Origin of the sequence: Rhodococcus sp. RDE2, from assembly GCF_020885655.1 — a bacterium.
Lineage (GTDB): Bacteria > Actinomycetota > Actinomycetes > Mycobacteriales > Mycobacteriaceae > Rhodococcus > Rhodococcus pyridinivorans.
Genome location: NZ_AP025186.1, coordinates 441,801 through 468,345, shown reverse-complemented (window position 1 = coordinate 468,345; position 26,545 = coordinate 441,801). Strand labels below are relative to the sequence as shown.

At 66.2% G+C, this 26,545-nt stretch carries 15 protein-coding genes, 1 tRNA gene, 3 rRNA genes and 1 riboswitch; of the genes, 6 read left to right on the top strand and 13 right to left on the bottom strand.

Going from position 1 to position 26,545, the window contains the following annotated elements; translation table 11 throughout:
• Positions 1-166 precede the first annotated feature (166 nt).
• Positions 167-1,480 (bottom strand): aminotransferase class V-fold PLP-dependent enzyme, encoded by a 1,314-nt coding sequence (locus LPH33_RS02150; protein ID WP_088899071.1) that lies wholly within the window; start codon positions 1,478-1,480, stop codon positions 167-169.
• A gap of 68 nt (positions 1,481-1,548) precedes the next feature.
• Positions 1,549-1,666: riboswitch (SAM riboswitch) on the bottom strand.
• Positions 1,667-1,831: 165 nt separating this feature from the next.
• Here LPH33_RS02150 and LPH33_RS02145 point away from each other — a divergent pair.
• Together LPH33_RS02145 and LPH33_RS02140 are read left to right on the top strand one after the other, a co-directional pair.
• Positions 1,832-5,737 carry a Pls/PosA family non-ribosomal peptide synthetase gene (locus LPH33_RS02145; RefSeq protein ID WP_145692868.1) on the top strand — a complete coding sequence of 1,302 codons (3,906 nt, stop codon included), beginning with the start codon at positions 1,832-1,834 and terminating at the stop codon, positions 5,735-5,737.
• On the top strand, positions 5,704-7,083 hold the full coding sequence (locus LPH33_RS02140; protein ID WP_229566898.1) for a M1 family metallopeptidase: 1,380 nt from the start codon (positions 5,704-5,706) through the stop codon (positions 7,081-7,083). Before LPH33_RS02145 ends, LPH33_RS02140 begins: the two co-directional genes overlap by 34 nt.
• Positions 7,084-7,095: 12 nt before the next feature.
• On the opposite strand, the gene LPH33_RS02135 is transcribed toward LPH33_RS02140, so the two are convergent.
• Positions 7,096-7,341, bottom strand: coding sequence for a hypothetical protein (locus LPH33_RS02135; RefSeq protein ID WP_088899779.1), 246 nt, complete (start codon positions 7,339-7,341; stop codon positions 7,096-7,098).
• Between the two features lie 159 nt (positions 7,342-7,500).
• On the opposite strand from LPH33_RS02135, the gene LPH33_RS02130 reads away from it, so the two are divergent.
• Complete coding sequence (locus LPH33_RS02130) at positions 7,501-9,066, top strand: IS1634 family transposase (RefSeq protein ID WP_229566897.1); 1,566 nt, start codon at positions 7,501-7,503, stop codon at positions 9,064-9,066.
• Positions 9,067-9,244: 178 nt separating this feature from the next.
• Here the strand turns inward: LPH33_RS02130 and rrf are convergent.
• The 4 genes from rrf to LPH33_RS02110 form a co-directional block, all read right to left on the bottom strand.
• Positions 9,245-9,361: ribosomal RNA gene (rrf, locus tag LPH33_RS02125) — 5S ribosomal RNA — on the bottom strand.
• Between the two features lie 106 nt (positions 9,362-9,467).
• A 23S ribosomal RNA gene (locus tag LPH33_RS02120) occupies positions 9,468-12,599 on the bottom strand.
• Positions 12,600-12,897: 298 nt separating this feature from the next.
• A 16S ribosomal RNA gene (locus LPH33_RS02115) occupies positions 12,898-14,419 on the bottom strand.
• Together the 16S, 23S and 5S rRNA genes form the textbook arrangement of a ribosomal RNA operon.
• A gap of 494 nt (positions 14,420-14,913) precedes the next feature.
• Positions 14,914-15,111, bottom strand: coding sequence for a hypothetical protein (locus tag LPH33_RS02110; RefSeq protein WP_016693258.1), 198 nt, complete (start codon positions 15,109-15,111; stop codon positions 14,914-14,916).
• A 9-nt stretch (positions 15,112-15,120) separates the two neighbouring features.
• Here LPH33_RS02110 and LPH33_RS02105 point away from each other — a divergent pair, with 9 nt between their 5' ends.
• Positions 15,121-15,366 carry a hypothetical protein gene (locus tag LPH33_RS02105; RefSeq protein ID WP_172414997.1) on the top strand — a complete coding sequence of 82 codons (246 nt, stop codon included), beginning with the start codon at positions 15,121-15,123 and terminating at the stop codon, positions 15,364-15,366.
• Between the two features lie 10 nt (positions 15,367-15,376).
• On the opposite strand, the gene LPH33_RS02100 is transcribed toward LPH33_RS02105, so the two are convergent.
• Together LPH33_RS02100 and LPH33_RS02095 are read right to left on the bottom strand one after the other, a co-directional pair.
• A tRNA-Thr gene (locus LPH33_RS02100) sits at positions 15,377-15,452 on the bottom strand.
• A 62-nt stretch (positions 15,453-15,514) separates the two neighbouring features.
• The gene (locus tag LPH33_RS02095; protein WP_016693256.1) at positions 15,515-16,702 is read right to left on the bottom strand and encodes a DNA polymerase III subunit delta'; all 1,188 of its coding nucleotides are present in this window, start codon (positions 16,700-16,702) and stop codon (positions 15,515-15,517) included.
• 91 nt (positions 16,703-16,793) lie between these two features.
• On the opposite strand from LPH33_RS02095, the gene LPH33_RS02090 reads away from it, so the two are divergent.
• On the top strand, positions 16,794-17,186 hold the full coding sequence (locus tag LPH33_RS02090; protein ID WP_026061367.1) for a VOC family protein: 393 nt from the start codon (positions 16,794-16,796) through the stop codon (positions 17,184-17,186).
• Here LPH33_RS02090 and LPH33_RS02085 read toward each other — a convergent pair.
• From LPH33_RS02085 to LPH33_RS02070, 4 genes are all read right to left on the bottom strand, one after another.
• Positions 17,123-17,857: a helix-turn-helix domain-containing protein gene (locus LPH33_RS02085; RefSeq protein WP_229566895.1), complete on the bottom strand. Its 735-nt coding sequence runs from the start codon at positions 17,855-17,857 to the stop codon at positions 17,123-17,125. The two genes, LPH33_RS02090 and LPH33_RS02085, sit on opposite strands and share 64 nt — an antisense overlap.
• A gap of 35 nt (positions 17,858-17,892) precedes the next feature.
• Entirely contained in the window at positions 17,893-20,904 is a 3,012-nt protein-coding gene (gene topA / locus LPH33_RS02080; RefSeq protein WP_229566893.1) for a type I DNA topoisomerase, read from the bottom strand.
• A gap of 93 nt (positions 20,905-20,997) precedes the next feature.
• Positions 20,998-21,603 carry a hypothetical protein gene (locus tag LPH33_RS02075; RefSeq protein WP_088898782.1) on the bottom strand — a complete coding sequence of 202 codons (606 nt, stop codon included), beginning with the start codon at positions 21,601-21,603 and terminating at the stop codon, positions 20,998-21,000.
• A 163-nt stretch (positions 21,604-21,766) separates the two neighbouring features.
• The gene (locus LPH33_RS02070; protein WP_003935252.1) at positions 21,767-21,970 is read right to left on the bottom strand and encodes a cold-shock protein; all 204 of its coding nucleotides are present in this window, start codon (positions 21,968-21,970) and stop codon (positions 21,767-21,769) included.
• Between the two features lie 434 nt (positions 21,971-22,404).
• Between LPH33_RS02070 and LPH33_RS02065 the strand changes: the two genes are divergently transcribed.
• Positions 22,405-24,753: a DEAD/DEAH box helicase gene (locus tag LPH33_RS02065; RefSeq protein WP_229566892.1), complete on the top strand. Its 2,349-nt coding sequence runs from the start codon at positions 22,405-22,407 to the stop codon at positions 24,751-24,753.
• A 79-nt stretch (positions 24,754-24,832) separates the two neighbouring features.
• Here LPH33_RS02065 and LPH33_RS02060 read toward each other — a convergent pair whose 3' ends face one another.
• On the bottom strand, positions 24,833-26,533 hold the full coding sequence (locus LPH33_RS02060; RefSeq protein ID WP_088898840.1) for an ABC transporter ATP-binding protein: 1,701 nt from the start codon (positions 26,531-26,533) through the stop codon (positions 24,833-24,835).
• Between the last annotated feature and the right edge of the window lie 12 nt (positions 26,534-26,545).

Sequence of the window (26,545 nt, the reverse complement as noted above, 5' to 3'; positions counted from 1 at the left end):
CGGCCTGTGAGCCGGAAGACTGTGAGGGAGAAGACCTTCAGTCCGGACAGATTCCCGATGCCGTACGGCAGAGGTCGACATGGCGACGGCACCAGCGTGCCGCGGCGATCGTCCTCGTCCGTTCCATGCGAATTACCCTACTGATCCTATGGGGAATTGTCGACCGCTAGACGCACGGAGATGCGTCGCCGTCGGTCGCTCCGAGACCGGGGCGCGTCTCCGGCGAGGGGTTCCACACACCGTCGGTCTTCGCGTGCACCCACGTCGGTCCGTTCTCGACCAGCGACCGGAGCGCTCCGAGGAGCCGCTCGACGTCGTCGGACGAGCTGCCGAGTCCGAGCGACGCCCGGACGGCTCCGCCGGCGCGACCGACCCGTGCGAGCAGCGGGTGGGCGCAGAAACGTCCGTCACGGACGCCGATGCCGTGCTCGGCGGACAGATAGGAGGCGACGTGGCCGGGCTCGTAGCCGTCGACCGTGAAGGTGACGATCCCCACGCTGTCGGCCGAATCGTTCCACAGCCGAAGCACTTCCACACCGTCGATGGTCTGCAGACCGTCGACGAGCTGGGCGCACAGGGCCTCCTCGTGACGGGTCACCGCGTCGGAGTCGAAACCGGCGAGCGCATCGCACGCGGCGGCAAGAGCAGCGACACCGAGCACGTTGGGGGTGCCGGCCTCGTGACGCGCAGGGGCGCAGGCCCATTCGGTGTGATCGAGGCGCACCTCGCGCACCGCGCCGCCACCGGCGAGATACGGCTCGGCGGCGTCGAGCCAGTCGCGGCGGCCGACGAGCGCTCCCGCACCGAACGGCGCGTACAGCTTGTGGCCGGAGAAGGCGAGGTAGTCCACGCCGAGCTCGGCGAGATCGACACGGCGGTGGGGCACGAGCTGCGCACCGTCGACGAGGATCCGGGCACCGGAAGCGTGTGCGAGCTCGGCGAGTTCGGCGATCGGCAGGACCTCACCGGTGACGTTGGAAGCACCGGTGACGGCGAGCAGGGCCGCGGGGGCGCGCTGGAGTTCGACCGCGAGGCGCCACACCGTCTCCGACACAGTGTCTGCGGCCTCGACGATGCGAGAGTTCTTCCAGGGCAGCAGATTCGCGTGGTGCTCGATGTCGAGCACCACGACATCGCCGGGCACCGCGCTCGCGAGCAGGTTCAGCGAATCGGTGGTGTTGCGCGTGAAGACGACGACCTGGTCGTCGGCCGCGCCGACGAAGCGCGACACGGAGGTGCGGGCGTCCTCGTAGGCGGTGGTGCTGATCCGCGAGGCGTAGCCGGCGCCGCGGTGCACGCTCGCGTAGAAGGGCAGCAGCTCGGTGATGCGGTCGGTGACGGCGGACAGCGCCGGTGCGCTCGCCGCGTAGTCGAAGTTCGCGTAGGTGCAGGTACCACCCTGGACGAGCGGAACCTGCACGTCACAGCCGGAAACGGTGGCGAACGGAGCGACGCAGGTGGCGGTGGCTACAGCAGTCATGACAAATCCCTCGTGTACTCGGGGACCCGCCGGTGACGCCTACGACGGAGAATTCTCGTCGCCGACGGAGTCCGCGCTTGCCGTGTCCGGTAGTGGATTCACGGCCCGGTCGTCACCCGGAGCACCCCACCGCGGTTGGAGGGTTGCCGACCAGCTAGCCGGGGCTTGACGCTGGTACTCATGACCTGGCGAAGAGAATGGCAGGACGACCGTGCCGTGTCAACCCCGCACCGCCCCGTGTCGCCCGGCTCCGCACGAGGACGACACGCGTTCTGCGCGCCGAACGTTCACCTGTCGTCCACCCGGACGTGAGATAACCGGAAGATCCATCGAGCAGAAGGACCCGCGGAGTTGCCAGCCATATCCTCGACCCCCGTCGGCCGGTCCCCCATCCCGGACGAGTTCCTCCGCGCGTCGCACGCCCCACCCGCCCGCACCCTCGTCGACCTGCTGCGGAGCACCGCCGAAGCACATCCCGACGCCCCCGCGATCGACGACGGCTCGACGGTCCTCGAATACGCCGAACTGGTCGAGGCGGTGATCGCCGGTGCGTACGCGCTGAACGACGCCGGCGTCGGGGCCGGCGACCGGGTCGGGGTGCGCATGACCTCCGGGCGCAGCGACCTGTATGTGACGATTCTCTCCATTCTCGCCGCAGGCGCCGCGTACGTCCCCGTCGACGCCGACGATCCCGACGAGCGGGCCGAACTCGTGTTCTCGGAAGCGCAGGTCACCGCCATCGTCACCGACGAGGGCATCGGACCGGGCACGGCACCGCCGTCGGGCACCCCGGCCGTGCGGGGCCCGAACGTCGACGACGACGCGTGGATCATCTTCACCTCCGGTTCGACCGGAACACCGAAGGGTGTCGCCGTCACCCACCGCAACGCGGCGGCCTTCGTCGACGCGGAAGCGCGGATGTTCTGCCAGGGGGCGCCGCTCGGCCCCGGCGACCGCGTCCTGGCCGGACTGTCCGTGGCGTTCGACGCCTCGTGCGAGGAGATGTGGCTCGCGTGGCGGCACGGCGCCTGCCTGGTTCCGGCGCCCCGCGCGCTCGTCCGCTCCGGCATGGACCTCGGGCCGTGGCTCGTCTCCCGCAACATCAACGTCGTCTCCACGGTGCCCACCCTCGCGGCGATGTGGCCGGCCGAAGCCCTCGAAGCGGTGCGTCTGCTCATCTTCGGCGGCGAGGCCTGCCCACCCGATCTCGTCGAACGTCTCGCCGTTCCGGGACGCGAGGTGTGGAACACCTACGGCCCCACCGAGGCGACGGTCGTGGCCTGCGCGTCGCTGATGGACGGCACCGGACCGGTCCGCATCGGCCTGCCCCTCGACGGATGGGATCTCGCCGTCGTGGACGCCGACGGCAACCCCGTCGAGGAGGGCGCGTCCGGTGAACTCGTCATCGGCGGTGTCGGTCTCGCTCGCTACCTCGATTCGGCGAAGGACGCCGAGAAGTACGCTCCCATGCCCACTCTGGGCTGGGACCGCGCCTACCGCAGCGGTGATCTCGTGACGCTCGACCGCGCCGGCCTGCTGTTCCAGGGGCGCGCCGACGACCAGGTCAAGATCGGTGGCCGCCGCATCGAGCTCGGCGAGGTCGACAACGCACTGCAGAACCTGCCCGGCGTGGCAGGCGGTGCGTGCGCGGTCCGCAGGACGGCCGCGGGGCATTCGATCCTCGTGGGATACATCGCCTCCACCGATCCGGACTTCGACATCGCCTCGGCCCACGACCTGCTGTCCGAACAGCTCCCCGCCGCGCTCGTCCCGCGCCTCGCGCTCGTCGACGAACTCCCCACCCGCACGTCCGGCAAGGTCGACCGCAACGCTCTGCCGTGGCCGTTGCCGGGCGCCGATGCCGACTCGGTGGAAGCACTCGGTCTCGATCCCACCGCCGAATGGGTCGCCGAACTGTGGACCGACATCCTCGGCGCCCGGATCGAGGGCGTCGACGACGACTTCTTCGAACTCGGCGGTGGTTCCCTCGCGGCGGCGCAACTCGTCACGGCGCTGCGGAGCCGGTATCCGGAGATGACGGTCGCGGAACTGTACGACCACCCGAGGCTCGGATCGCTCGCCGTCTATCTCGACGAACTCGCGCCGACGGAAGCGGCGACCCCGCGCGAGGTGACCCCGGTGCCGCGACTCGCGCAGCTCGGTCAGATCGCGGTGACCGCCGTCGTCACCACCCTCACCGGACTGCAGTGGGTGACCTGGCTGGCGATCCTGAACAACCTCGTCGCGCTCGTCGTGGACGTGCCGTGGACCGTCACCCTGTCGTGGTGGTGGGTCACGCTCGGTGTCCTGCTGTTCCTCACGCCCGTCGGGCGCATGGCGATCTCCGTCGCGGGTTCACGTCTGCTGCTGCGCGGCATGAAGCCCGGAAGCTACCCCCGCGGTGGGAGCGTCCACCTCCGGCTGTGGACGGCCCTGCGACTGTCCGAGGCCGTGGGCGCCGTGAACATCTCGAGCGCTCCCTGGATGCGGCAGTACGCGCGGGCGCTCGGAGCGAAGGTGGGCCGCGACGTCGACCTGCACAGTCTTCCGCCCGTCACCGGTCTCCTCGAACTCGGCGACGGGTGTGCCGTCGAGCCGGAGGTGGACCTCGGCGGCTACTGGGTGGACGGCGACGTCGTCCACATCGGAAGCATCCGGATCGGTGCCGGCGCCACGGTGGGCGCCCGATCGTTCCTGGCCCCCGGCGCACGGATCGGCAAGAACGCCGAAGTGGAGGCCGGATCCGCGGTGTTCGGCCGCGTGAAGGCCGGGCAGAACTGGTCCGGCTCCCCCGCCCGCAAGGCCGGCAAGGCCGACCGGCCGTGGCCCGCCGCGACACCGCCGCGGGGCAGCAGGTGGGTGCCGGTCTACGCCCTGTCGTCGATCCTGCTCGGCGGCCTGCCCGTCGTCTCGATCGCCGCCGGGGTCGCGCTTCTCGTGTGGTGGGTGCACGACACCCCCACCGTCTCCGATGCCGTGGTGCACTCGCTGGCGATGCTGCCCGTCGCGGCGCTGCTGACGATGTTCGTCTTCGCCCTGCTCACCCTGACGGCGGTGCGGTTGCTCGCCGTCGGGATGACGGAGGGCTGGCATCCCGTGCGCAGCCGCGTGGGCTGGCAGGTGTGGTTCACCGAGCGCCTCATGGACTCCTCGCGCACCTTCCTGTTCCCGCTCTACGCGTCGATGCTCACCCCGATCTGGCTCCGGTTGCTCGGCGCCGACATCGGCAAGGACGTCGAGGCGTCGACCGTGCTGATGGTTCCCAAGTTCACGAAGGTCGCCGACGGAGCGTTCCTCGCCGACGACACGATGGTCGCCTCCTACGAACTCGGCGGCGGGTGGCTGTACATCTCGCATGCGAAGGTCGGCAAGCGTGCCTTCCTCGGCAACTCGGGCATGGCGGCGCCGGGTCGGCGGGTCCCGAAGCACGGACTCGTCGCGGTGCTCTCCGCCGCCCCGGAGAAGGCGAAGTCCGGTTCGTCGTGGCTGGGCAGTCCCCCGGTGCGCCTGCGGCGCGCGAGCGGCGACAGCGACGCGAGTCGCACCTTCGAACCGCCGCTGAAACTGAAGATCGCACGGGGCGCGGTGGAGACCTTCCGGCTCGTGCCCATGGTCGTCACCTACGGCATCGGGCTCGGTGTGCTCTTCGCCCTCAACACCCTCGCCGCGCACCTGGGTTATCTCGCCGCTGCGCTGCTGGGCGGTCTCGTGCTCATGGTGGCCGGAGCCGTGGCGTGCCTCGTGACCGTGATCGCGAAATGGCTCGTCGTCGGTCGGATCGGCCGCGTCGAGCATCCGCTGTGGAGTTCGTTCGTGTGGCGCAACGAGGTCTCCGACACCTTCGTCGAAACCGTGGCGGCACCGTGGTTCGCCCGGGCCGCGGCGGGCACCGCCGTGATGAACCTGTGGCTGCGCGCGCTGGGGTCGCGGATCGGCCGCGGTGTGTGGTGCGAGAGCTACTGGTTGCCCGAGGCCGACCTGGTGTCGCTGGGCGACGGTGCGACCGTCGAACGCGGTTGCGTTGTACAGACCCACCTGTTCCATGATCGGATCATGTCCATGGACACCGTGACCCTCGGCGCCGGCGCCACGCTCGGCCCCCAATGCGTCGCGTTGCCCGCCTCGGGCATCGGCGACGGTGCCACCGTCGGCCCCGCCTCACTGGTGATGCGCGGCGACGTCGTCCCGCCGTCCACTCGCTGGCAGGGCAATCCGATCACGCCGTGGACCACACCGAACGACTGGTCGCCGCGGTGAAGCCCATCAAGGCCGCCAAGCCCGTCGCGCCGGTCGCCGCCGACCGCCCGCTCGACCCCTATCTGCCCGAGAGCGGGAACCGCGGCTACCGGGTCTCCCGCTACGAACTCGAACTCACCTACAAGGTCGTGTCCAACCGGCTCGACGGCCGAGCGAAGATCATCGCCACGACGACGGACGTGCGCGCCAAGTACTCACTCGATCTCGCGCAGTCGATGCGGGTCGCGAAGGTGACCGTCAACGGGCGACGTCCCGCCAAGTTCGCGCATCGCGGTGGCAAGCTCACCGTCACCCCCGCCGAGAAACTCCCCGCCGGGGCGGTCCTCGTCTTCGGTGTGCAGTACTCGGGCACGCCCGCCCCGCTGCGCACGATGTGGGGTGAGGTCGGCTGGGAGGAACTCGACGAGGGGTCGCTCGTCGCGAGCCAGCCCAACGGCGCACCCACCTGGTTCCCCTGCGACGACCATCCCGGTTCGAAGGCCACCTACCGTATCGCCGTCACCACCGACGCTCCGTTCGTCGCGATCGCGAACGGCACGCTCGTGCACAAGACCACGAAGGCGAGCCGCACCACCCGGGTGTACGAGCAACCCGAACCGATGGCGACCTATCTCGCCACGGTCCAGACCGGCCACTACGAGATACGCACCCTCGCAACGGAACCCGTACCGCAATACGGCATCCACCCGCCTCGCCTGCGCGCGGAGTTCGATCGGGACTTCGCTCGCCAGACCGAGATGCTCGAGTTGTTCACGCGCCTGTTCGGCCCGTATCCGTTCGCGCACTACACCGCTCTGGTGACCGACGACGACCTCGAGATCCCCCTCGAGGCGCAGGGATTGTCGATCTTCGGCGCGAACTTCTGTGACGGCACCGGCCGCGAGGAACGGCTCGTCGCACACGAATTGGCGCACCAGTGGTTCGGCAACAGCCTCACGTTGAACCGCTGGTGCGACATCTGGCTCCACGAAGGATTCGCGTGCTACGCGGAATGGTTGTGGTCGGAGAACTCGGGTGGCAGGTCGGCGCACGCGCACGCACTCGACGCCCACCGGGGACTGGCCCGCAAGCCGCAGGACATCCTGCTCGAGGATCCGGGCCCGAAGGACATGTTCGACGACCGAATCTACAAGCGCGGGGCACTGACCCTGCACGCCCTGCACACGCAACTCGGCGACGAGCCGTTCTTCACCCTCCTGCGGACGTGGACCGCGGAACACCGGCACGGCAACGTGACGACGGCACAGTTCAAGGATCTCGCCGCGCGTTTCTCGGACGTCTCGCTCCGGCCGCTGTGGGAGGCGTGGTTGAGCACACGAGAGCTCCCTCCGGCACCGACAGCCTGACGCGACGCCGGCTCAGGGCAGATCCACCTGCGACGCGAGCCACCGGCCGTCGACGAGTTCCATCGTCATGACCACACGGCTGCGGTCGAGTCGCGGTTCGGGGACGAGGGTGTTCGTGACGCTCTGGTCGACGAACAACAGGACCTCGACCTTCGTCGTCGTCGCGTACCTCATGCCCGACTCCACCACGACACCCTCCGAACGTGCCTGGTTGTCGATCAGCACCTGTTCGAGTTGTGCGCTCGACTCGGCGTACATCTGGGATGGGCACCGGTCGCGGGGGATGGGAATCCGGAGGGGGATCCGACCTGACTTGCACAAGTTGAGGAGGATTCCCGGGTTCTCCGAGCGTTTCCGCTGGTAGCGGGATCGCGGGTTGTCGATTTGGGGCACTAAACGGTCGGTAGGATCTGGCGGGTGGCGGCGTACATTCGCAAGGTTCGGACCGCGTCGGGGGCGACGGCGGTGCAGATCGCGGTCAAGCAGGGCGGTCGCCGGACGATCGTCGAGCATGTCGGTTCGGCCCACACCGACAGCGAGTTGGCCGCGTTGATGCAGCTCGCCCGCGGCAAGCTCCACGCCGGCCAGGAAGAACTCGACCTGGGACTGGATGTGCCCGGCAACTCCGGGAAGGGACCGTCGCTGATCACCGCGAAGCGTTCGCGCTGGCTGGTCGAGGCGGTCGAGACCGCCTGGTACCGGCTCGGGTTCGACGTCATTGACGACGAGGCTTTCTTCCAGTTGGTCCTTGCCCGGATCGTGGAGCCGACCTCGATGAGTGACACGGCCAGGGTGGTCGGCGAGATCGGCCTGACCCCGGTTCACCGCAACACCTACGCGAGTGCATTGAAACGATGTGCCACAAGTGATTACCGGGATCGGGTCGCGACGCGATGTTTCGAGCATGCCGCGGCGACCGGGGGTCTGTCCCTGGTGCTCTACGACGTGACCACCCTGTATTTCGAGGCGGAGAAAGAAGACGATCTCCGCAAGGTCGGGTACTCGAAAGAACGCCGGGTCGACCCGCAGATCGTCGTCGGCCTGCTCGTGGACCGGACCGGTTTCCCACTGGAGATCGGCTGCTTCGAAGGTAACAAGGCCGAAACCCACACAATCGTGCCCATCATCCGCCAGTTCCAGGCCCGACACGACATCGCCGGAGTCGAGATGGTCGTCGCCGCCGACGCCGGCATGCTCTCCGCCGGTAACCTCGCAGATCTCGACGGCGTCGGCCTGAAGTTCATCGTCGGGTCTCGGGTCACCAAGGCCCCGGCGGATCTGGCCAACCATTTTCATTGGAATGGAGACGTTTTCGTCGATGGGCAGATCATCGACACCGTCACGCCCCGCCACGCCCGCAGCGTAGTCAACACGGCGAAAAGACGCGCCGAACCGATCTGGGATCCGGTTCGGCATCCCACCTCGTGGCGGGCGGTCTGGCAGTACTCGAAACGCCGTGCTGTCCGCGACAACCAAACGCTCAACGCTCAGGAAGCCCGCGCACGGGCGGTCGTCGATGGTGGCAAGGCACCGAAATCGACCCGGTTCGTCAAGACCACTACCAGTGGCCGCACCGTCGATGAGGCGAGCATCGAGCGGGCCCGATCACTCATCGGCCTGAAGGGATACGTGACCAACATCCCGGTCACACTCATGGAGCCGGGCGAGGTGATCGGCAAGTACCACGACCTCTGGCATGTCGAGCAGTCGTTTCGCATGTCGAAAACCGACCTGCGGGCACGGCCGATGTTCCACCACACCCGCGACGCGATCGAAGCCCACCTCACGGTCGTCTTCACCGCACTCGCGATCGCCCGCTACCTGCAGGCCGAGACCGGGACTTCGCTTCGTTCCCTGGTCCGGACCCTGCGTCCGCTCCAGGAAATCACCATCACCATCGCCGGCTACCCCCACACCGCTACCGACCCCCTCGACCCGGACGCGGTCCGCATCCTCACCGCGCTGGGTCTACCGACTCGGTGATCGGAGCGGGGCACTAAATCTGTGCAAGTCAGGACACTTGTCGCCGGCTCGATCCGTCCCACAACTCCGAGCATAGGTCGGACGGATGTCCGCATACGAGAAAAGGGGACCCGCGAAAGCGGGTCCCCTCCTCAAAGCCGAAGACCCCCAACAATGTTGGGGGTCTTCGGTAACGGGTGTTCGGCGGTGTCCTACTCTCCCACACCCTGTCGAGTGCAGTACCATCGGCGCAGACAGGCTTAGCTTCCGGGTTCGGAATGGGACCGGGCGTTTCCCTGTCGCTATGGCCGCCGTAACTCTATGAAACATTTACGCATCAGGAGTATCGAAAACCCGTGTCGGGCTTCGATATCTGATGTGTGTGTTGTTTCAGATACCGCACAGTGGACGCGTAACATCTTCGTGGTAAGTCCTCGGCCTATTAGTACCGGTCACCTCCACCCATTGCTGGGCTTCCAGTTCCGGCCTATCAACCCGGTGGTCTGCCGGGGGCCTTACCCCCTCGAGGGGGTGAGAAACCTCATCTTGGAACAGGCTTCCCGCTTAGATGCTTTCAGCGGTTATCCCTTCCGAACGTAGCCAACCAGCCATGCCCCTGGCGGGACAACTGGCACACCAGAGGTTCGTCCGTCCCGGTCCTCTCGTACTAGGGACAGCCTTCCTCAAGTTTCTAACGCGCGCGGCGGATAGAGACCGAACTGTCTCACGACGTTCTAAACCCAGCTCGCGTGCCGCTTTAATGGGCGAACAGCCCAACCCTTGGGACCTACTCCAGCCCCAGGATGCGACGAGCCGACATCGAGGTGCCAAACCATCCCGTCGATATGGACTCTTGGGGAAGATCAGCCTGTTATCCCCGGGGTACCTTTTATCCGTTGAGCGACACCGCTTCCACATGCCGGTGCCGGATCACTAGTCCCGACTTTCGTCCCTGCTCGACCTGTCAGTCTCACAGTCAAGCTCCCTTGTGCACTTGCACTCGACACCTGATTGCCAACCAGGCTGAGGGAACCTTTGGGCGCCTCCGTTACATTTTGGGAGGCAACCGCCCCAGTTAAACTACCCACCAGGCACTGTCCCTGAACCAGATCATGGTCCGAGGTTAGAGGTCCAATACGATCAGAGTGGTATTTCAACAACGACTCCACAACCACTGGCGTGGCCGCTTCACAGTCTCCCACCTATCCTACACAAACCGAACCGAACACCAATACCAAGCTATAGTGAAGGTCCCGGGGTCTTTTCGTCCTGCCGCGCGTAACGAGCATCTTTACTCGTAATGCAATTTCGCCGAGTCTGTGGTCGAGACAGCAGAGAAGTCGTTACGCCATTCGTGCAGGTCGGAACTTACCCGACAAGGAATTTCGCTACCTTAGGATGGTTATAGTTACCACCGCCGTTTACTGGGGCTTAAATTCTCAGCTTCGCCACCGAAATGGCTAACCGGTCCTCTTAACCTTCCAGCACCGGGCAGGCGTCAGTCCGTATACATCGTCTTACGACTTCGCACGGACCTGTGTTTTTAGTAAACAGTCGCTTCTCTCTGGTCTCTGCGACCACCCCCAGCTCGGACCGCAAGGGCCGTCACCGGGCGTGGTCCCCCTTCTCCCGAAGTTACGGGGGCATTTTGCCGAGTTCCTTAACCACAGTTCTCTCGATCGCCTCGGTATTCTCTACCTGACCACCTGTGTCGGTTTGGGGTACGGGCCGTGTACCAACTCACTAGAGGCTTTTCTCGGCAGCATAGGATCACTGAATTCCCCTCAACGGGTACGCATCACCTCTCAGGCTGTATGAATGGCGGATTTGCCTACCATTCGCCCTACCGGCTTACACCAGGTATTCCATCACCTGGCCCAGCTACCTTCCTGCGTCACCCCATCGCTTGACTACTACAATCGGGGTCCCGTGCAGCCATCCCCACAGTTCCCGAAGGAACAGCGGAGACTTTTGGACGGTTAGCACAACTGATTCGCCATTGGGCGCGGATACACGGGTACGGGAATATCAACCCGTTGTCCATCGACTACGCCTGTCGGCCTCGCCTTAGGTCCCGACTCACCCTGGGCGGATTAACCTGGCCCAGGAACCCTTGGTCATCCGGCGGACGAGTTTCTCACTCGTCTTTCGCTACTCATGCCTGCATTCTCACTCGCGCAGCCTCCACACCTGGATCACTCCGGCGCTTCCACGGCTGCACGACGCTCCCCTACCCACCCACACCACTGCCGGAAAAGTCGTAACCCTTCCGGGGTGTTGTGTGAGTGCCGCGGCTTCGGCGGTGTACTTGAGCCCCGCTACATTGTCGGCGCAGAACCACTTGACCAGTGAGCTATTACGCACTCTTTCAAGGGTGGCTGCTTCTAAGCCAACCTCCTGGTTGTCTCAGCGATCCCACATCCTTTTCCACTTAGTACACGCTTAGGGGCCTTAGCCGGCGATCTGGGCTGTTTCCCTCTCGACTACGAAGCTTATCCCCCGCAGTCTCACTGCCGCGCTCTCACTCACCGGCATTCGGAGTTTGGCTGATTTCGGTAAGCTTGTGGGCCCCCTAGACCATCCAGTAGCTCTACCTCCGGTGAGAAACACGCGACGCTGCACCTAAATGCATTTCGGGGAGAACCAGCTATCACGGAGTTTGATTGGCCTTTCACCCCTACCCACAACTCATCCCCTCAGTTTTCAACCTAAGTGGGTTCGGGCCTCCACGACGTCTTACCATCGCTTCACCCTGGCCATGGGTAGATCACTCCGCTTCGGGTCTAGAACATGCCACTAGATGCGCCCTATTCGGACTCGCTTTCGCTACGACTACCCCACACGGGTTAACCTCGCGACATGCCACTAACTCGCAGGCTCATTCTTCAAAAGGCACGCCATCACCCCCAGCAGCAAGCTGCTCGAAGGCTCTGACGGATTGTAAGCGCACGGTTTCAGGTACTATTTCACTCCCCTCCCGGGGTACTTTTCACCTTTCCCTCACGGTACTAGTCCGCTATCGGTCACCAGGGAGTATTCAGGCTTATCGGGTGGTCCCGACAGATTCACACCGGATTTCACGGGCCCGGTGCTACTCGGGTACTTCTCACGAGAGCCGGCAAGTTTTCGTCTACGGGATTCTCACCCTCTACGACAGGCCGTTCCAGACCACTTCGACTAACCAACCGGTTTCTTACTCTCGCCCGTCATGACAGTGACGGGAAGAAAAGCCCCACAACCCCACGGATGCAACGCCTGCCAGCTATCACACACCCATGGTTTAGCCTCATCCGCTTTCGCTCGCCACTACTCACGGAATCACTGTTGTTTTCTCTTCCTGTGGGTACTGAGATGTTTCACTTCCCCACGTTCCCTCCACACACCCTATATATTCAGGTGCGGGTAACACGACATCACTCGTGCTGGGTTTCCCCATTCGGAAATCCTCGGATCACAGCTCGGTTGACAGCTCCCCGAGGCATATCGCAGCCTCCCACGTCCTTCATCGGCTCCTGGTGCCAAGGCATCCACCGTACGCTCATAAACACTTACAACAAAGATGCTCGCGTCCACTGTGCAGTTCTCAAACAACACACAACAACCCCTACCGCAAGAAACCCTGAGGTTCTTGTTTCGCGGATCATCGTCGCTGATCAAACACATTGCGTGTTCTCTCAGGACCCAACAGTGCACCGATATAGCTCCCCGGATTTCTTCAGGTGAAGAAACCTGTTCGAGAAGCGATTGTCAGCGTTCCACCCATGAGCAACCGTGTCCCACGATCGGGGACAATCGGTCTCTGGCCGCACACCACACCCGACAATTCGGGGTGTATGGGCAGATGCTCCTTAGAAAGGAGGTGATCCAGCCGCACCTTCCGGTACGGCTACCTTGTTACGACTTCGTCCCAATCGCCGATCCCACCTTCGACGGCTCCCTCCCACGAGGGGTTAGGCCACCGGCTTCGGGTGTTACCGACTTTCATGACGTGACGGGCGGTGTGTACAAGGCCCGGGAACGTATTCACCGCAGCGTTGCTGATCTGCGATTACTAGCGACTCCGACTTCACGGGGTCGAGTTGCAGACCCCGATCCGAACTGAGACCGGCTTTAAGGGATTCGCTCCACCTCACGGTATCGCAGCCCTCTGTACCGACCATTGTAGCATGTGTGAAGCCCTGGACATAAGGGGCATGATGACTTGACGTCGTCCCCACCTTCCTCCGAGTTGACCCCGGCAGTCTCCTGCGAGTCCCCACCATCACGTGCTGGCAACACAGGACAAGGGTTGCGCTCGTTGCGGGACTTAACCCAACATCTCACGACACGAGCTGACGACAGCCATGCACCACCTGTCTACCGGCCACAAGGGAAACCACATCTCTGCAGTCGTCCGGTACATGTCAAACCCAGGTAAGGTTCTTCGCGTTGCATCGAATTAATCCACATGCTCCGCCGCTTGTGCGGGCCCCCGTCAATTCCTTTGAGTTTTAGCCTTGCGGCCGTACTCCCCAGGCGGGGCGCTTAATGCGTTGGCTACGGCACGGATCCCGTGGAAGGAAACCCACACCTAGCGCCCACCGTTTACGGCGTGGACTACCAGGGTATCTAATCCTGTTCGCTACCCACGCTTTCGCTCCTCAGCGTCAGTTACTGCCCAGAGACCCGCCTTCGCCACCGGTGTTCCTCCTGATATCTGCGCATTTCACCGCTACACCAGGAATTCCAGTCTCCCCTGCAGTACTCGAGTCTGCCCGTATCGCCTGCAAGCCCGCAGTTGAGCTGCGGGATTTCACAGACGACGCGACAAACCGCCTACGAGCTCTTTACGCCCAGTAATTCCGGACAACGCTCGCACCCTACGTATTACCGCGGCTGCTGGCACGTAGTTGGCCGGTGCTTCTTCTGCAGGTACCGTCACTTGCGCTTCGTCCCTGCTGAAAGAGGTTTACAACCCGAAGGCCGTCATCCCTCACGCGGCGTCGCTGCATCAGGCTTGCGCCCATTGTGCAATATTCCCCACTGCTGCCTCCCGTAGGAGTCTGGGCCGTGTCTCAGTCCCAGTGTGGCCGGTCGCCCTCTCAGGCCGGCTACCCGTCGTCGCCTTGGTAGGCCATTACCCCACCAACAAGCTGATAGGCCGCGGGCTCATCCTGCACCGAAAAACTTTCCACCCCAGGACATGCATCCCGAGGTCATATCCGGTATTAGACCCAGTTTCCCAGGCTTATCCCAGAGTGCAGGGCAGATCACCCACGTGTTACTCACCCGTTCGCCACTAATCCACCCAGCAAGCTGGGCTTCATCGTTCGACTTGCATGTGTTAAGCACGCCGCCAGCGTTCGTCCTGAGCCAGGATCAAACTCTCCGTTGAAGACTCAAGATTCCCCACCGAAGCGAGGCAATCAGTCAAAGACATCGAGTCAAATCACTAGCATAAAAACTCAAACTAGCTCTAACACTGGATCACCGCAGACGGAAGAATGCGATGTCCAGCAACAACCACCCACAAAAAGTGAAGTGGTCGCACCAAATATTATTTGGCACTGACATTCATCGGCACACTGTTGAGTTCTCAAAGAACACGCACACACCATCGATCCCGAACCTTCCGGTTCGTTCACTCCGGGGTGACTGTTCATCCGAGGGCCTTCCGGCTCTCGGGCACGGCTCCAAACCTTACCAGAAGGTTTCGAACCAGTGAAATCTGCAGGCGCCTTCGTCCAACCTCGTTGTCCCGTTCCTCTCGGCCCGGGTCGGTGTCCGTGTCGCTCTGACCTGGAATAAGTTACGCGAACATCTCCCAGAACACCAAATCGCCAGGTCAGAGTGGGTTTATCGGCTCATGCAGCGTCGTTGTGAGGGTGTTCAGGGGACCCAGTACTTGGCAGCGAGATGCTGGACGATCGGATCGTCCTCCTCGGCCTGCTCCAGCATCGCGAGATCGCTGCGGAGATCCATGAGGCGAGGGTCGTCCCCTTCCGCGTCGCCGATCGGCCGGCCCCCGTCCTCGGCGCGCTGCCGCAGGATCTTCTCCCGAACCCGGTCCTTCAACGACTCAGCCATGAGAGAAGCATGCTGCGCGGTGACCGGGTTGTCGAGGATTTCGACGCCGTGTCCGAGACCGCCGTCGTGCGCGTCGATAGTCGCGGTCGCTTCGCGTCAACGGTCCTTGTCCCGGAAGACCCGGACGGCCATGGGCAGAACCACGGCGAGAGCGCCGATGATCAGGACCAAGGAGAACAGTTCCATCAACATGTCTCCATCATCCGCGCGAATCGCACAGCGCGCAGAAACGTCGAAGGCCCCGCACCGGGGTGAGGGGCCTTCGTGGAGCTGCCTGTCGGAATCGAACCGACGACCTTTTCATTACGAGTGAAATGCTCTACCGACTGAGCTAAGGCAGCGAGCCTTTCGGCGTCCGAAGTCTAGCGGACTACCCCCACCCCGACGCAAACCGGCACTTCGGCTACCGGAACGCCGAGCTCAACCGGGCTGCGAGCGCCGCGAGGGCGAAGCGGGGTTTGACGTTCTGGGCGAGCGCCTCCCGGCAGTCGAGGATGGCCTCGATGCATTCGAGCAGCGACTCCGGCCGGGTCCTCGATGCGAGGTCGGCCGCACGATCCGACATGTCCGGATGGTTGAGCGTGACCTGCGATCCGAAGGCGTGCACCAGTGCATCCCGGTACAGACCGGCGAGATCGATCAGGGCTCGGTCCATGATGTCGCGCTCGGTTCGCGTCTTCCGCGACTTCTGGGTGCGTTCGAGTTCCTTGAGGACCCCGGCCGAACCGCGAAGCGCACCCGCGGCACCCTTGCCGGTACCGCCGGCACCGAGAGCGGTCTTCAGCTCCTCGGTCTCACGCTCATCGCGCTCCGCACTGATCTCCTTAGCCTCGGTCTCGGCGCTGCGGCCGAGGTCATCGGCTGCGGAGTAGGTGGTGGCGGGGCGCAGGACCGCGCCGGCGACAGCGAGCGCACGTGCCCGGTTGTCGCGGGCGCCCTCGTCGGTGGCCAACCGTCGGGCCCGGCCGACGTGGCCTGCGCTGACGGATGCGGCCCACTGCGCCGTCTTCGGATCGATGCCGTCGGTGGCCTCCAGGACGCGCGCGATTGCATCGGCGCTGGGAGTGACCAACCCGATGTGACGGCAGCGCGAGCGCAGCGTCACCGAGATGTCCTCGGGATCGACCGACGGCGCGCACAGGAGGAAGACCGTTCGCTGCGGCGGTTCCTCGACCACCTTCAGCAACGCGTTCGCGGCGCCTTCGGTGAGACGGTCGGCGTCCTCGATCACCACGACCTGCCATCGGCCCGTGCTGGGACGCCGCGACGCGACCTGCACGATGTCGCGCATCGACTTGACGCTGATCGTCAGCCCCTCGGGCACGACCCGCCGTACGTCGCCGTGGGTGCCGGCCATCGTGGTGGTGCAGGCGTGGCATCGCCCGCAGCCGGGAGTCTCCTCGTCGGTGCACTGCAGGGCGGCGGCGAAACACAGCGCCGCGACCGAGCGACCGGACCCGGGAGGACCGGTGAACAGCCACGAGTGCGTCATCGCCGATCCGGTGTCGCCCCGACGGGCAGCTACTGCGGCCGCGACGAGTTCGGTCTCGACATCACGTTGACCGACGAGACGATCGAAGACCCCGGGCATGCGCTCAGCCTAACGACCGGGTCCGACGGGTCCGGATCACGTGTCCGAAACGTTCAAGACGGCCACACGTGCTCGGTCCTACCGTCGGGCCATGACCATTCATTTCTCCGCTGTGGGGCTCGTCGTCGCCGATCTCGATCGGTCCTTCGCGTGCTATCGAGTGCTCGGCCTCGACCTGCCCACCGACGCACCTGAGGTACCGCACTTCGAGGTCACTCTCCCCGGTGGTCTGCGCCTGATGTGGGACACCGTCGAGTCCGTCCGCAGCTTCGATCCGGAGTTCGAGCCGTCGTCCGGAGGCGGGACGGCGCTCGCCTTCGACTGTGGCTCCCCCGACGCGGTCGACGAGACACTTGCGGCGTTGATCGAGGCCGGGTGCACGTCGACGAAGGCACCCTGGGACGCATTCTGGGGACAGCGCTACGCGAGCGCGATGGATCCGGACGGCCACAGCCTCGACCTGTTCGCCGCGCTCCCGGGATGACTCCGGACGAGCTCACCGAGGGTGACACCCGACAGCGCACGAACGTCCCGGGCCAGATGCGCCTGGTCGCTGTACCCGCAGTCGGCCGCGACACGGGCGAAGTCGTCGCCGGCCCGGGCACGCGCGACCGCCCGACGGAAGCGCAGTACCCGCGACAACGTCTTCGGTCCGTATCCGTAGGCCCGGACCGAGCGACGCCGCAGTGTCCTGTCGCTCCAGCCGAGGATCGCGGCGACTTCCGTGACGGCCGCGCCGGAGGCCAGCGCCCGCGCGAGGTCGGCCATCGGATCGTGTTCGTCGACCGCGCCTCGGACGGCGTCGACCAGCGCAGCGACGGGATCGTCCTCGGCTCGAACCGCGAGGAGACGCACACGACGTGACGGCCACAGATCGTCGAGCGGAACCCGTCGATCGGTCAGCTCGCTCGCGTCGACGCCGAAGAACCGCGGCCCCAGGCCGGGTTCGAACCGGACGGCCGTCAGCGGTCGATCCGCCGCCAGATCGGAGAACTGGGACGTCGTGTCCGGGCCGGCGACGAGGAAGCCGTCGGCGTGCCGGATGAGGTCCATGCATCCGTCCGGCAGCACGTGGGTTCCGCCCACGCGGGCACCGGACGGCTCGGACCGCCACAGTGTGACGCCGGGGATCCCCGACGGCAGTTCGCGGTACACACCGTGAGGTTATCCGCGTACGCCGACGGGAACCGTCAGTCCGTCGTCTTCTTCGCGGCGGTCTTCTTCGTCGTCTTCTTCGCCGCCGTCTTCTTGGCGGTGGTCTTCTTGGCGGCCGTCTTCTTCGCTGCCGTCTTCTTGGCGGTGGTCTTCTTGGCGGCCGTCTTCTTCGCTGCCGTCTTCTTCGCGGTCTTCTTGGCCGGACCACGCGCCCGACGGTCGGCGAGCAGTTCGGACGCCCGCTCGTCGGTGATGGACTCGACCTCGTCGCCCTTGCGCAGGCTCGCGTTCGTCTCACCGTCGGTGACGTACGGACCGAACCGGCCGTCCTTGATCACCATCTGCTTGCCGCTGACCGGGTCGGTGCCCAGCTCGCGCAGCGGCGGCGTGGCGGCGGCCTGCCGGCCGCGGCGCTTCGGCTCGGCGTAGATCTTCAGCGCTTCCTCGAGGGTGACGGTGAAGATCTGTTCCTCGTTCGCGAGCGACCGCGAGTCGGTGCCCTTCTTCAGGTACGGACCATAGCGGCCGTTCTGAGCGGTGATCTCGTCGCCGGACTCCGGATCGACACCCACCACGCGCGGCAGCGACAGCAGTTTCAGGGCGTCGTCCAGGGTGACCGTGGACAGGTCCATCGTCTTGAACAGCGAACCCGTGCGCGGCTTCGGGCCGGTCTTCTTCGCGGCCTTCTTGGCGGGAGCCTTCTTCGCCGTCTTCTTGGCGACGGCCTTCTTGGTGGCGGTCTTCGTGCCGCCGTCTCCCTCCGAGCCGAGTTCCTCGACGGGGATGGGCGTGACGTCCGGCTCCGGTTCGGGCTCGGGTGTCGGATCGGGGATCAGCTCGGTCACGTAGGGACCGAAGCGACCCTCCCGCGCGACGATCTCGTAGCCGGTCGACGGATCGACACCGAGGACACGTCCCTCCTGCGGCGTCGAGAAGAGCTTCTCGGCGTACTCGAGGGTGAGCTCGTCCGGCGGCAGGTCATCGGGCAGGTTCGCGCGCTGCGAGGTCGGCTCGGCGTCGGGGTTGTCGGGGTCGGTGACCATCCGTTCGAGGTACGGACCGAAGCGGCCCACGCGCACGTGGATCTCGCGACCCTCGGAGTCGTCGAACAGGCGGATGGAGTTGATCTCGCGGGCGTCGATGTCCTCGAGGTTCTCCCCCACCAGCTTCTTCAGACCACCCTTGCGGGCGACCGACTCCTCGTGACCGTCGTCGCTGCCGAAGTAGAACCGCGTCAGCCAGTCGGTGCGCTGCCGGTGACCCGAGGCGATCTCGTCGAGATCGTCCTCCATCCCGGCCGTGAAGTCGTAGTCGACGAGCTGGGCGAAGTGCGCCTCGAGCAGGCCGATGACGGCGAACGCCACCCACGACGGGACGAGCGCACTGCCGCGCTTGTAGACGTAACCGCGGTCGAGGATGGTCTTGATGATCGACGCGTAGGTCGAGGGGCGACCGATCCCGAGCTCTTCGAGCGTCTTGATCAGGCTCGCCTCGGTGTACCGGGCGGGCGGGTTGGTGGAGTGACCGTCCGGATCGAGCTTCGTCGCGGTGACCGACGCGCCCTCGGACAGGTTCGGCAGGCGCGACTCCGCGTCGTCCGACTGACCGCCGGCCTCCTCGTCGACGCTCTCGACGTACGCCTTGAGGAAGCCCGGGAACGTGATGGTGCGGCCCGACGACGAGAAGGTGCACTCCTCGCCGGTGCCCGCGGTGCCGGTGATGCGCAGCGTCAGCGTCGTGCCCCGCGCGTCGGCCATCTGGGAGGCGACGGTGCGCTGCCAGATGAGCTCGTAGAGCTTGAACTCGTCGCCGTCGAGGCGCGCGTGCAGCTCACCCGGGGTCGCGAAGACGTCGCCGGCGGGACGGATCGCCTCGTGTGCTTCCTGCGCGTTCTTGACCTTGCGGGTGTACTGGCGCGGCGTCGGATGGACGAACTCGGCGCCGTACAGCTGAGTGGCCTGTGCGCGGGCCGCCGCGATCGCCGACTCGGACAGCGTCGTCGAGTCGGTACGCATGTAGGTGATGTAGCCGTTCTCGTACAGACGCTGCGCGGTGCGCATCGTGCGCTCGGACGAGAACCGCAGCTTGCGGCCCGCCTCCTGCTGCAGCGTCGACGTCATGAACGGCGCGTAGGGCTTGCGGGTGTACGGCTTGCTCTCGGCCGACGACACCGTCAGCGCGACACCGGCGAGTGCCTCTGCGAGGCGGCGGGCACGGTCCTCGTCGAGGACGACGACACCGTTCGACTTCAGGTTCCCGTCGGGCCCGAAGTCGCGGCCCGAGGCGACGCGGGAACCGTCGACGTTGACCAGGCGGGCACCGAACGAACGGGGGCTCGCGTCGGCACCGGCGTCCATCGTGGCCGCGATGTCCCAGTACTCGGCGGACTTGAACGCCATGCGCTCGCGTTCGCGCTGCACGATCACGCGGGTCGCCACCGACTGCACACGACCCGCCGACAGACGGGGCATGACCTTCTTCCACAGCACGGGGCTGACCTCGTAGCCGTAGAGACGGTCGAGGATGCGGCGGGTCTCCTGCGCATCGACCAGGTCGTTGTCGAGGTCGCGGGTGTTCTCGGCGGCCGCGCGGATGGCGGGCTCGGTGATCTCGTGGAAGACCATGCGCCGGACCGGCACCTTGGGCTTCAGGGTCTCGAGCAGGTGCCAGGCGATGGCCTCGCCCTCGCGGTCGGGGTCGGTGGCGAGGTAGAGCTCGTCGGCGTCCTTGAGCAGGCTCTTCAGCTCCGAGACCTTGGTCTTCTTGTCGGCGCTGACGACGTAGAGCGGTTCGAAGTCGTGATCGACGTCGACACCGAGGCGCGCCCACGACTCGCCCTTGTACTTGGCGGGGACGTCCGCGGCGCCGCGCGGCAGGTCGCGGATGTGACCGACCGATGCCTCGACGACGTAGTCGCGGCCGAGGTAGGGGGCGATCTTCCTCGCCTTGGTCGGGGACTCGACGATCACGAGCCGACGCGTGCCCGACGAACCGCCCGCAGTGCTCTTCTCCCGTGCTGCCACCGTGCCGCCCGCACCTTCCCTCATTGCCGACATGTCGCCTTGTTCGAAGACATGTATACCGACCCGTTCCCCAGACGCGGCCACACACAGGGTCGCACATCCTCGGGGAACGGCTCTTCACAAGTGATGATCACCCGGTTCCACATGCGGCCAGATCCGGCGTGCCGCGTCGGCGTCCGGAGGTGCACCGATGTTCTCGACGAGCCTCGTCAGACGCCTCCGGCCGGAGATCCTCAACCCCGGCCCACCGGTGCCGTGCGTACCGATCAGGGTCGGTGCGATGCCGGCGCGCATGAGCGCCTGCGCCAGGGTCGCATGGGTGTCGGGAGCCGTCGGGTCCAGACCGAGAACATACTGTGCTCCCTCGACCTCCATGCGACCGGACGCGAGGAACCACGCCCGCTGGGCCCGCGAGGACGGGACCCAGCCGGTCGGAACCATCTTGCCGTCGTCGCTGCTCCACTGGGTCGCGAGCGGGACGAGAGCGGCGTCGGCGGACGTGCTGACGGTGAACAGCTCGCCGTCGGCGACGATCTCCGCCCCGATTCCCGTGTCGGTCACGAGCTGCGCGATCGCGCGGGCGCGCCACTCGGCGTCGACCTCCACGGTCAGCACCGCGCCGTCGTCGGTGAGCCGCGCACGTCCGTGTGCCGCGAGCAGGCCGCTCAGGTCGGCCAGGGCCGGCGGCATCGTGTCGGCCCCGAAGAAGGACAGTTGACTCACGGGTCCTCCTCTCCCGGCTCCGTGAGCGCGACGGGGCGGCGAGGTCGCACGACCGGTTCGCGCACACGTCCCGGAAAATGCATCGTCCCCCATCACCTGAGGCGACGGGGGACGATCGGGCGAGGTGGTTGACCTTGCCCGGTTGCTCGCTCGAGCGGGTGGATCAGAGTGCGCGCACGCCGGTGGCCTGCGGGCCCTTGGTGCCCTGACCGACCTCGAACTCGACTCGCTGGTTCTCCTCGAGGGTGCGGAAGCCGGAACCCTGGATCTCGGAGTAGTGAACGAACACGTCGGCGGAGCCGTCCTCAGGAGCGATGAAGCCGAAGCCCTTCTCCGCGTTGAACCACTTCACAGTGCCCTGTGCCATGCTTTTCCTTCTCTTTCTAACACCGGATTCGACGAACCGCCGGGTACGCGATCCGCCAGGTCCCGGTTCCGACCGCTGTACTTCTCGAGTCCCCCGTTGGAAGAGCTAAAGCACCGCGCTCGCAACCATCGATCCTGCGAGCGTGCACTTTTCCAAGTCTACGAACACAGAAGCTGCGACCGGGTGTCAGTCAATCACGTTCTGGGCACGCGCAACAGTAGGAATGGGCACAAACGTGCCAATTCCCTGATCTTGTTCATGTCTCGGTAGCATTACCCACGGGTAGCTGTTGCTGCCATGTTACGGGAGTCCACTGCGGCCCCACTCGTCCCGGACCCGGGTCTCCCGCATCCGACACGGCCTCCCCGTATCCGGCACACTTCTATCCACAGACGTTTCCGACAGACACCTCGTCCCACCCAGCGGAGTACTGCGTGACCGGCTCGCCCTTCCTCCACAGCGGCGACGCCACCGCCCCCACCTACGGTCGCGAGCTGCTCGACCGTCTCCTCGCCGGAACCCCGACGGGCGAGTCACCGCTGACCCACGTCGCGGAGATCCCGGCCCGGCCCGCCCACCACAGCGACTGGCCGCAATGGGCGCACGAGGAGGTCGTCCGGGCCTTCCGCGCACAGGGTGTCGAGCGTCCCTGGCACCACCAGGCGAGCGCCGCCGACATCGCGGCCGGCGGGGAGAACGTGGTGGTGTCCACCGGAACCGCATCGGGCAAGTCGATCGCCTACCAACTGCCCGTCCTGAGCGCGCTCGCCGACGACCCGCACGCCACCGCCCTGTACCTGTCGCCCACCAAGGCCCTCGGCGCCGACCAGCTGCGCGCGGTCACCGAACTGACCTCCGACATCGACGCGTTGTCGTCCGTGTGCGCGTGCGCCTACGACGGCGACACCTCCACCGAGATCCGCCAGTGGACGCGCCGGCACTCGCGCTGGATCTTCACCAATCCCGACATGCTGCACCTGTCACTGCTGCCCGCCCACGCGCGATGGGCCCGGCTGTGGCGGCACCTGCGGTACGTCGTCGTCGACGAATGCCACTCCTATCGAGGCGTGTTCGGCTCGCACGTCGCACTGATCCTGCGTCGGCTCCGGCGCGTGGCCCGCCGGTACGGCGCCGACCCCGTCTTCGTCCTCGCCTCCGCGACGACCGCCGAACCGGGGGCAGCGGCGTCCCGCCTCATCGGGGCACCCTGCCGCGAGGTCACCGAGGACGGTTCACCGCACGGCCCCCGCACGGTCGCGATGTGGGAACCGCCCCTGCTGCGCGAACTCACGGGTGAACACGGCGCACCGGTGCGACGGGCCGCCGGCACCGAGGCCGCGCGTCTTCTCGCCGACCTCGTCGTCGAAGGTGCCCGCACCCTGGCGTTCGTGCGGTCGCGTCACGGCGCCGAGCTCACGGCCATGGGTGCACGCCGGCTTCTCGCCGAGGCGGCACCCGATCTCGTCGACCGGGTGGCGGCCTACCGGGCGGGCTACCTCGCCGAGGATCGGCGCGATCTCGAGGCCGCTCTGTCCGACGGTCGTCTGCTCGGCGTCGCCAGCACCAACGCCCTCGAACTGGGAGTGGACATCGCCGGTCTGGACGCGGTGATCGTCGCCGGATTCCCGGGCACGGTCGCGTCCTTCCGTCAGCAGGGCGGTCGCGCGGGTCGCCGCGGGCAGGGTTCGCTCGTCGTGCTGGTCGCCCGGGACGATCCGCTCGACACCTACCTCGTGCACCATCCGGAGGCACTGCTCGACCGGCCGGTCGAGGCGACGGTCACCGACCCGAACAATCCGTACGTGCTCGGACCCCAACTCCTCTGCGCCGCATCGGAACTACCGCTCAGCGACGCCGAGGTCGAGGAGTTCGGCGCGCTCGACGTCCTCACGGCCCTCGCGGAGCAGGGACTGATCCGGCGCCGGCCGCACGGCTGGTTCGTCACCCCGGGAACGCAACCGCACGGCGAGGTCGAGATCCGCGGCGGGATCGGCCACCAGGTCTCGATCGTGGAGGGCGACACCGGTCGCATGCTCGGCACCGTCGACGCCGCCCGCGCGCCCGCGACCGTCCATCCCGGAGCGGTGCACCTGCACCAGGGCGAAACCTTCGTCGTCGACGAGTTGTATCTCGAGGACGGCATCGCCCTCGTGCACGCCGAGGACCCGGAATGGTCGACGAGTGCACGCGAGATCACCGACATCTGCTGCATCTCCGTCGACGAACACCGCGAGTTCGGACCCGTCACCGTCGCGTCCGTGGGGGTCGAGGTGACGCACCGGGTGGTCGGCTATCTGCGCCGCCTGCCGTCCGGAGAGGTGCTCGACCAGATCCCCCTCGACATGCCCGAGCACACGCTCGACACCCGCGCGGTGATGTACACGATCGACCCCGACCTGCTCGACCGGATCGGCGTGACCCCCGATCGCGTGCCCGGCGCACTCCACGCCGCCGAGCACGCCGCGATCGGTCTGCTCCCCCTGCTCGCGACGTGCGATCGCGGCGACATCGGCGGTGTCTCCACCGATCTGCACCCCGACACCGGGCTGCCCACCGTCTTCGTCTACGACGGACAGCCCGGCGGTGCCGGATTCGCCGAACGCGGATACCACCGGATCACCAAGTGGCTCACCGCGACCCGCGATGCGGTCGCGGCCTGTGAGTGCGCCGCCGGATGCCCCTCGTGCGTGTACTCCCCCAAGTGCGGGAACGGCAACGATCCGCTCGACAAGGCCGGGGCGGTCGCCGTCCTCGATGCCGTCCTCGCTGCGATCGGAGGATGACGCCGGCTCAGGCCACCGGCGCGACGCCGACTCAGGCCACCGGCGCGACGCCGAATCAGGCCACCGGCGCGACGCCGAATCAGGCCACCGGCGCGCCGCCGGCCTCGGCCCGTTCGGCGGCCAGCAGCGCGGCACGCTCCTCGCGCCGCCGCGCCTGCTCGGCCGGATCCGGGACGGGAACGGCCGCCAGCAGCCGCTTGGTGTACGGATCGGACGGCGAGCGCAGGATGCGATCGGTCCGGTCGAACTCGACGAGTTTGCCGGCGCGCATCACGGCGATGCGACGGGCGAGCACCTCGACGACGGCCAGATCGTGGCTGATGAACAGGCACGCGAAGCCGTACTCACGTTGCAGTTCCCGGAACAGCTCGAGCACCTTGGCTTGCACCGACACGTCCAGCGCAGAGGTGGGTTCGTCCGCGATCAGCAGTGTCGGTTCGAGCGCGAGTGCCCGCGCGATGCCCACCCGCTGACGCTGTCCGCCGGAGAGCTGGTGCGGATAGCGGTTGCGCATGTCGCGGGACAGATGCACCTGATCGAGGAGTTCTTCGACCTTCTTGTCCCGCTGCGTGCGGTCCATCTCGGTGTGCAGCAGCATCGGCTCAGCGATGGACTGCCCGATCGGCCACCGCGGATTGAGCGACGAACCCGGATCCTGGAAGACGATGCCGATGTTGCGGCGCACGGGACGCAGGTCGCGCGCCGACATGTTCGTGATGTCGACACCGCCGACGGACAACGAACCCGAGTGCAATCCGACAAGGCCGACCGCGGCCTTGCCGATGGTCGACTTACCCGAGCCCGACTCGCCGACGAGTCCGACGACCTCGCCCGGTTCGATGTCGAGACCGACCCCGTCCACGGCGCGGAAGCCGCTGTTGCGTCGGGCACCGGGGTACTCGATCACCGCGTCGACGAGCCGGAGCGCGTGCTGCACGTCCGGAGTGTCGTCGGCACCCGTCTCACCGGCGCGCGAGCCGAGGTGAGGCACCGAGGCGAGCAGTTCGCGGGTGTAGGCGTGCTCCGGCGTGCCGAAGATCCGCTCCGACGTCCCCTGCTCGACGATCGCGCCGTTGCGCATGACGATGATGCGGTCGGCCATGTCGGCGACGACACCCATGTCGTGCGTGATGAGCACGATCGCCGCGTCCACCCGCTCGCGCAGGTCGCGCATGAGCTGCAGGATCTCCGCCTGCACCGTCACGTCGAGGGCCGTGGTGGGTTCGTCGGCGATGAGCACCGACGGCTCCGAGGCCAGCGCCTGCGCGATCATCGCGCGTTGACGCTGACCGCCGGAGAGCTGGTGCGGGTAGTAGCCGACGCGCTTCTCGGGCTCGGGCATGTCGACGAGACGCAGCAGCTCGATCACGCGCTCCTTCGCCTCGGTCTTCGTCACGTCGGCGTGCGCGCGGATGGCCTCGGTGATCTGCCACCCGATCGTGTAGACGGGATTGAGAGCCGTCATCGGCTCCTGGAAGATCACGGCGATGTCCTTGCCGCGCACCGAGTTCAGCTCGCGTTCCGTCAGGCCGGCGAGCTCGCGTCCACCGAGGGCGATGCTGCCGTCGACCCTGCTGTTGTCGGCGAGCAGACCCGGTACTGCCATGGCGGTCGTGGACTTGCCCGAACCGGATTCGCCGACGATCGCCACGATCTCTCCGCGTGCCACCTCGAACGAGACGTCGCGCACGGCGGTCCGCCAGGTCCGGTCCACCTCGAAATCGATGGTCAGACCGGAGACCTGCAGGATCGGGGCACCGGGGGTGGTCTTCTCACGCATATCGAGACTCAT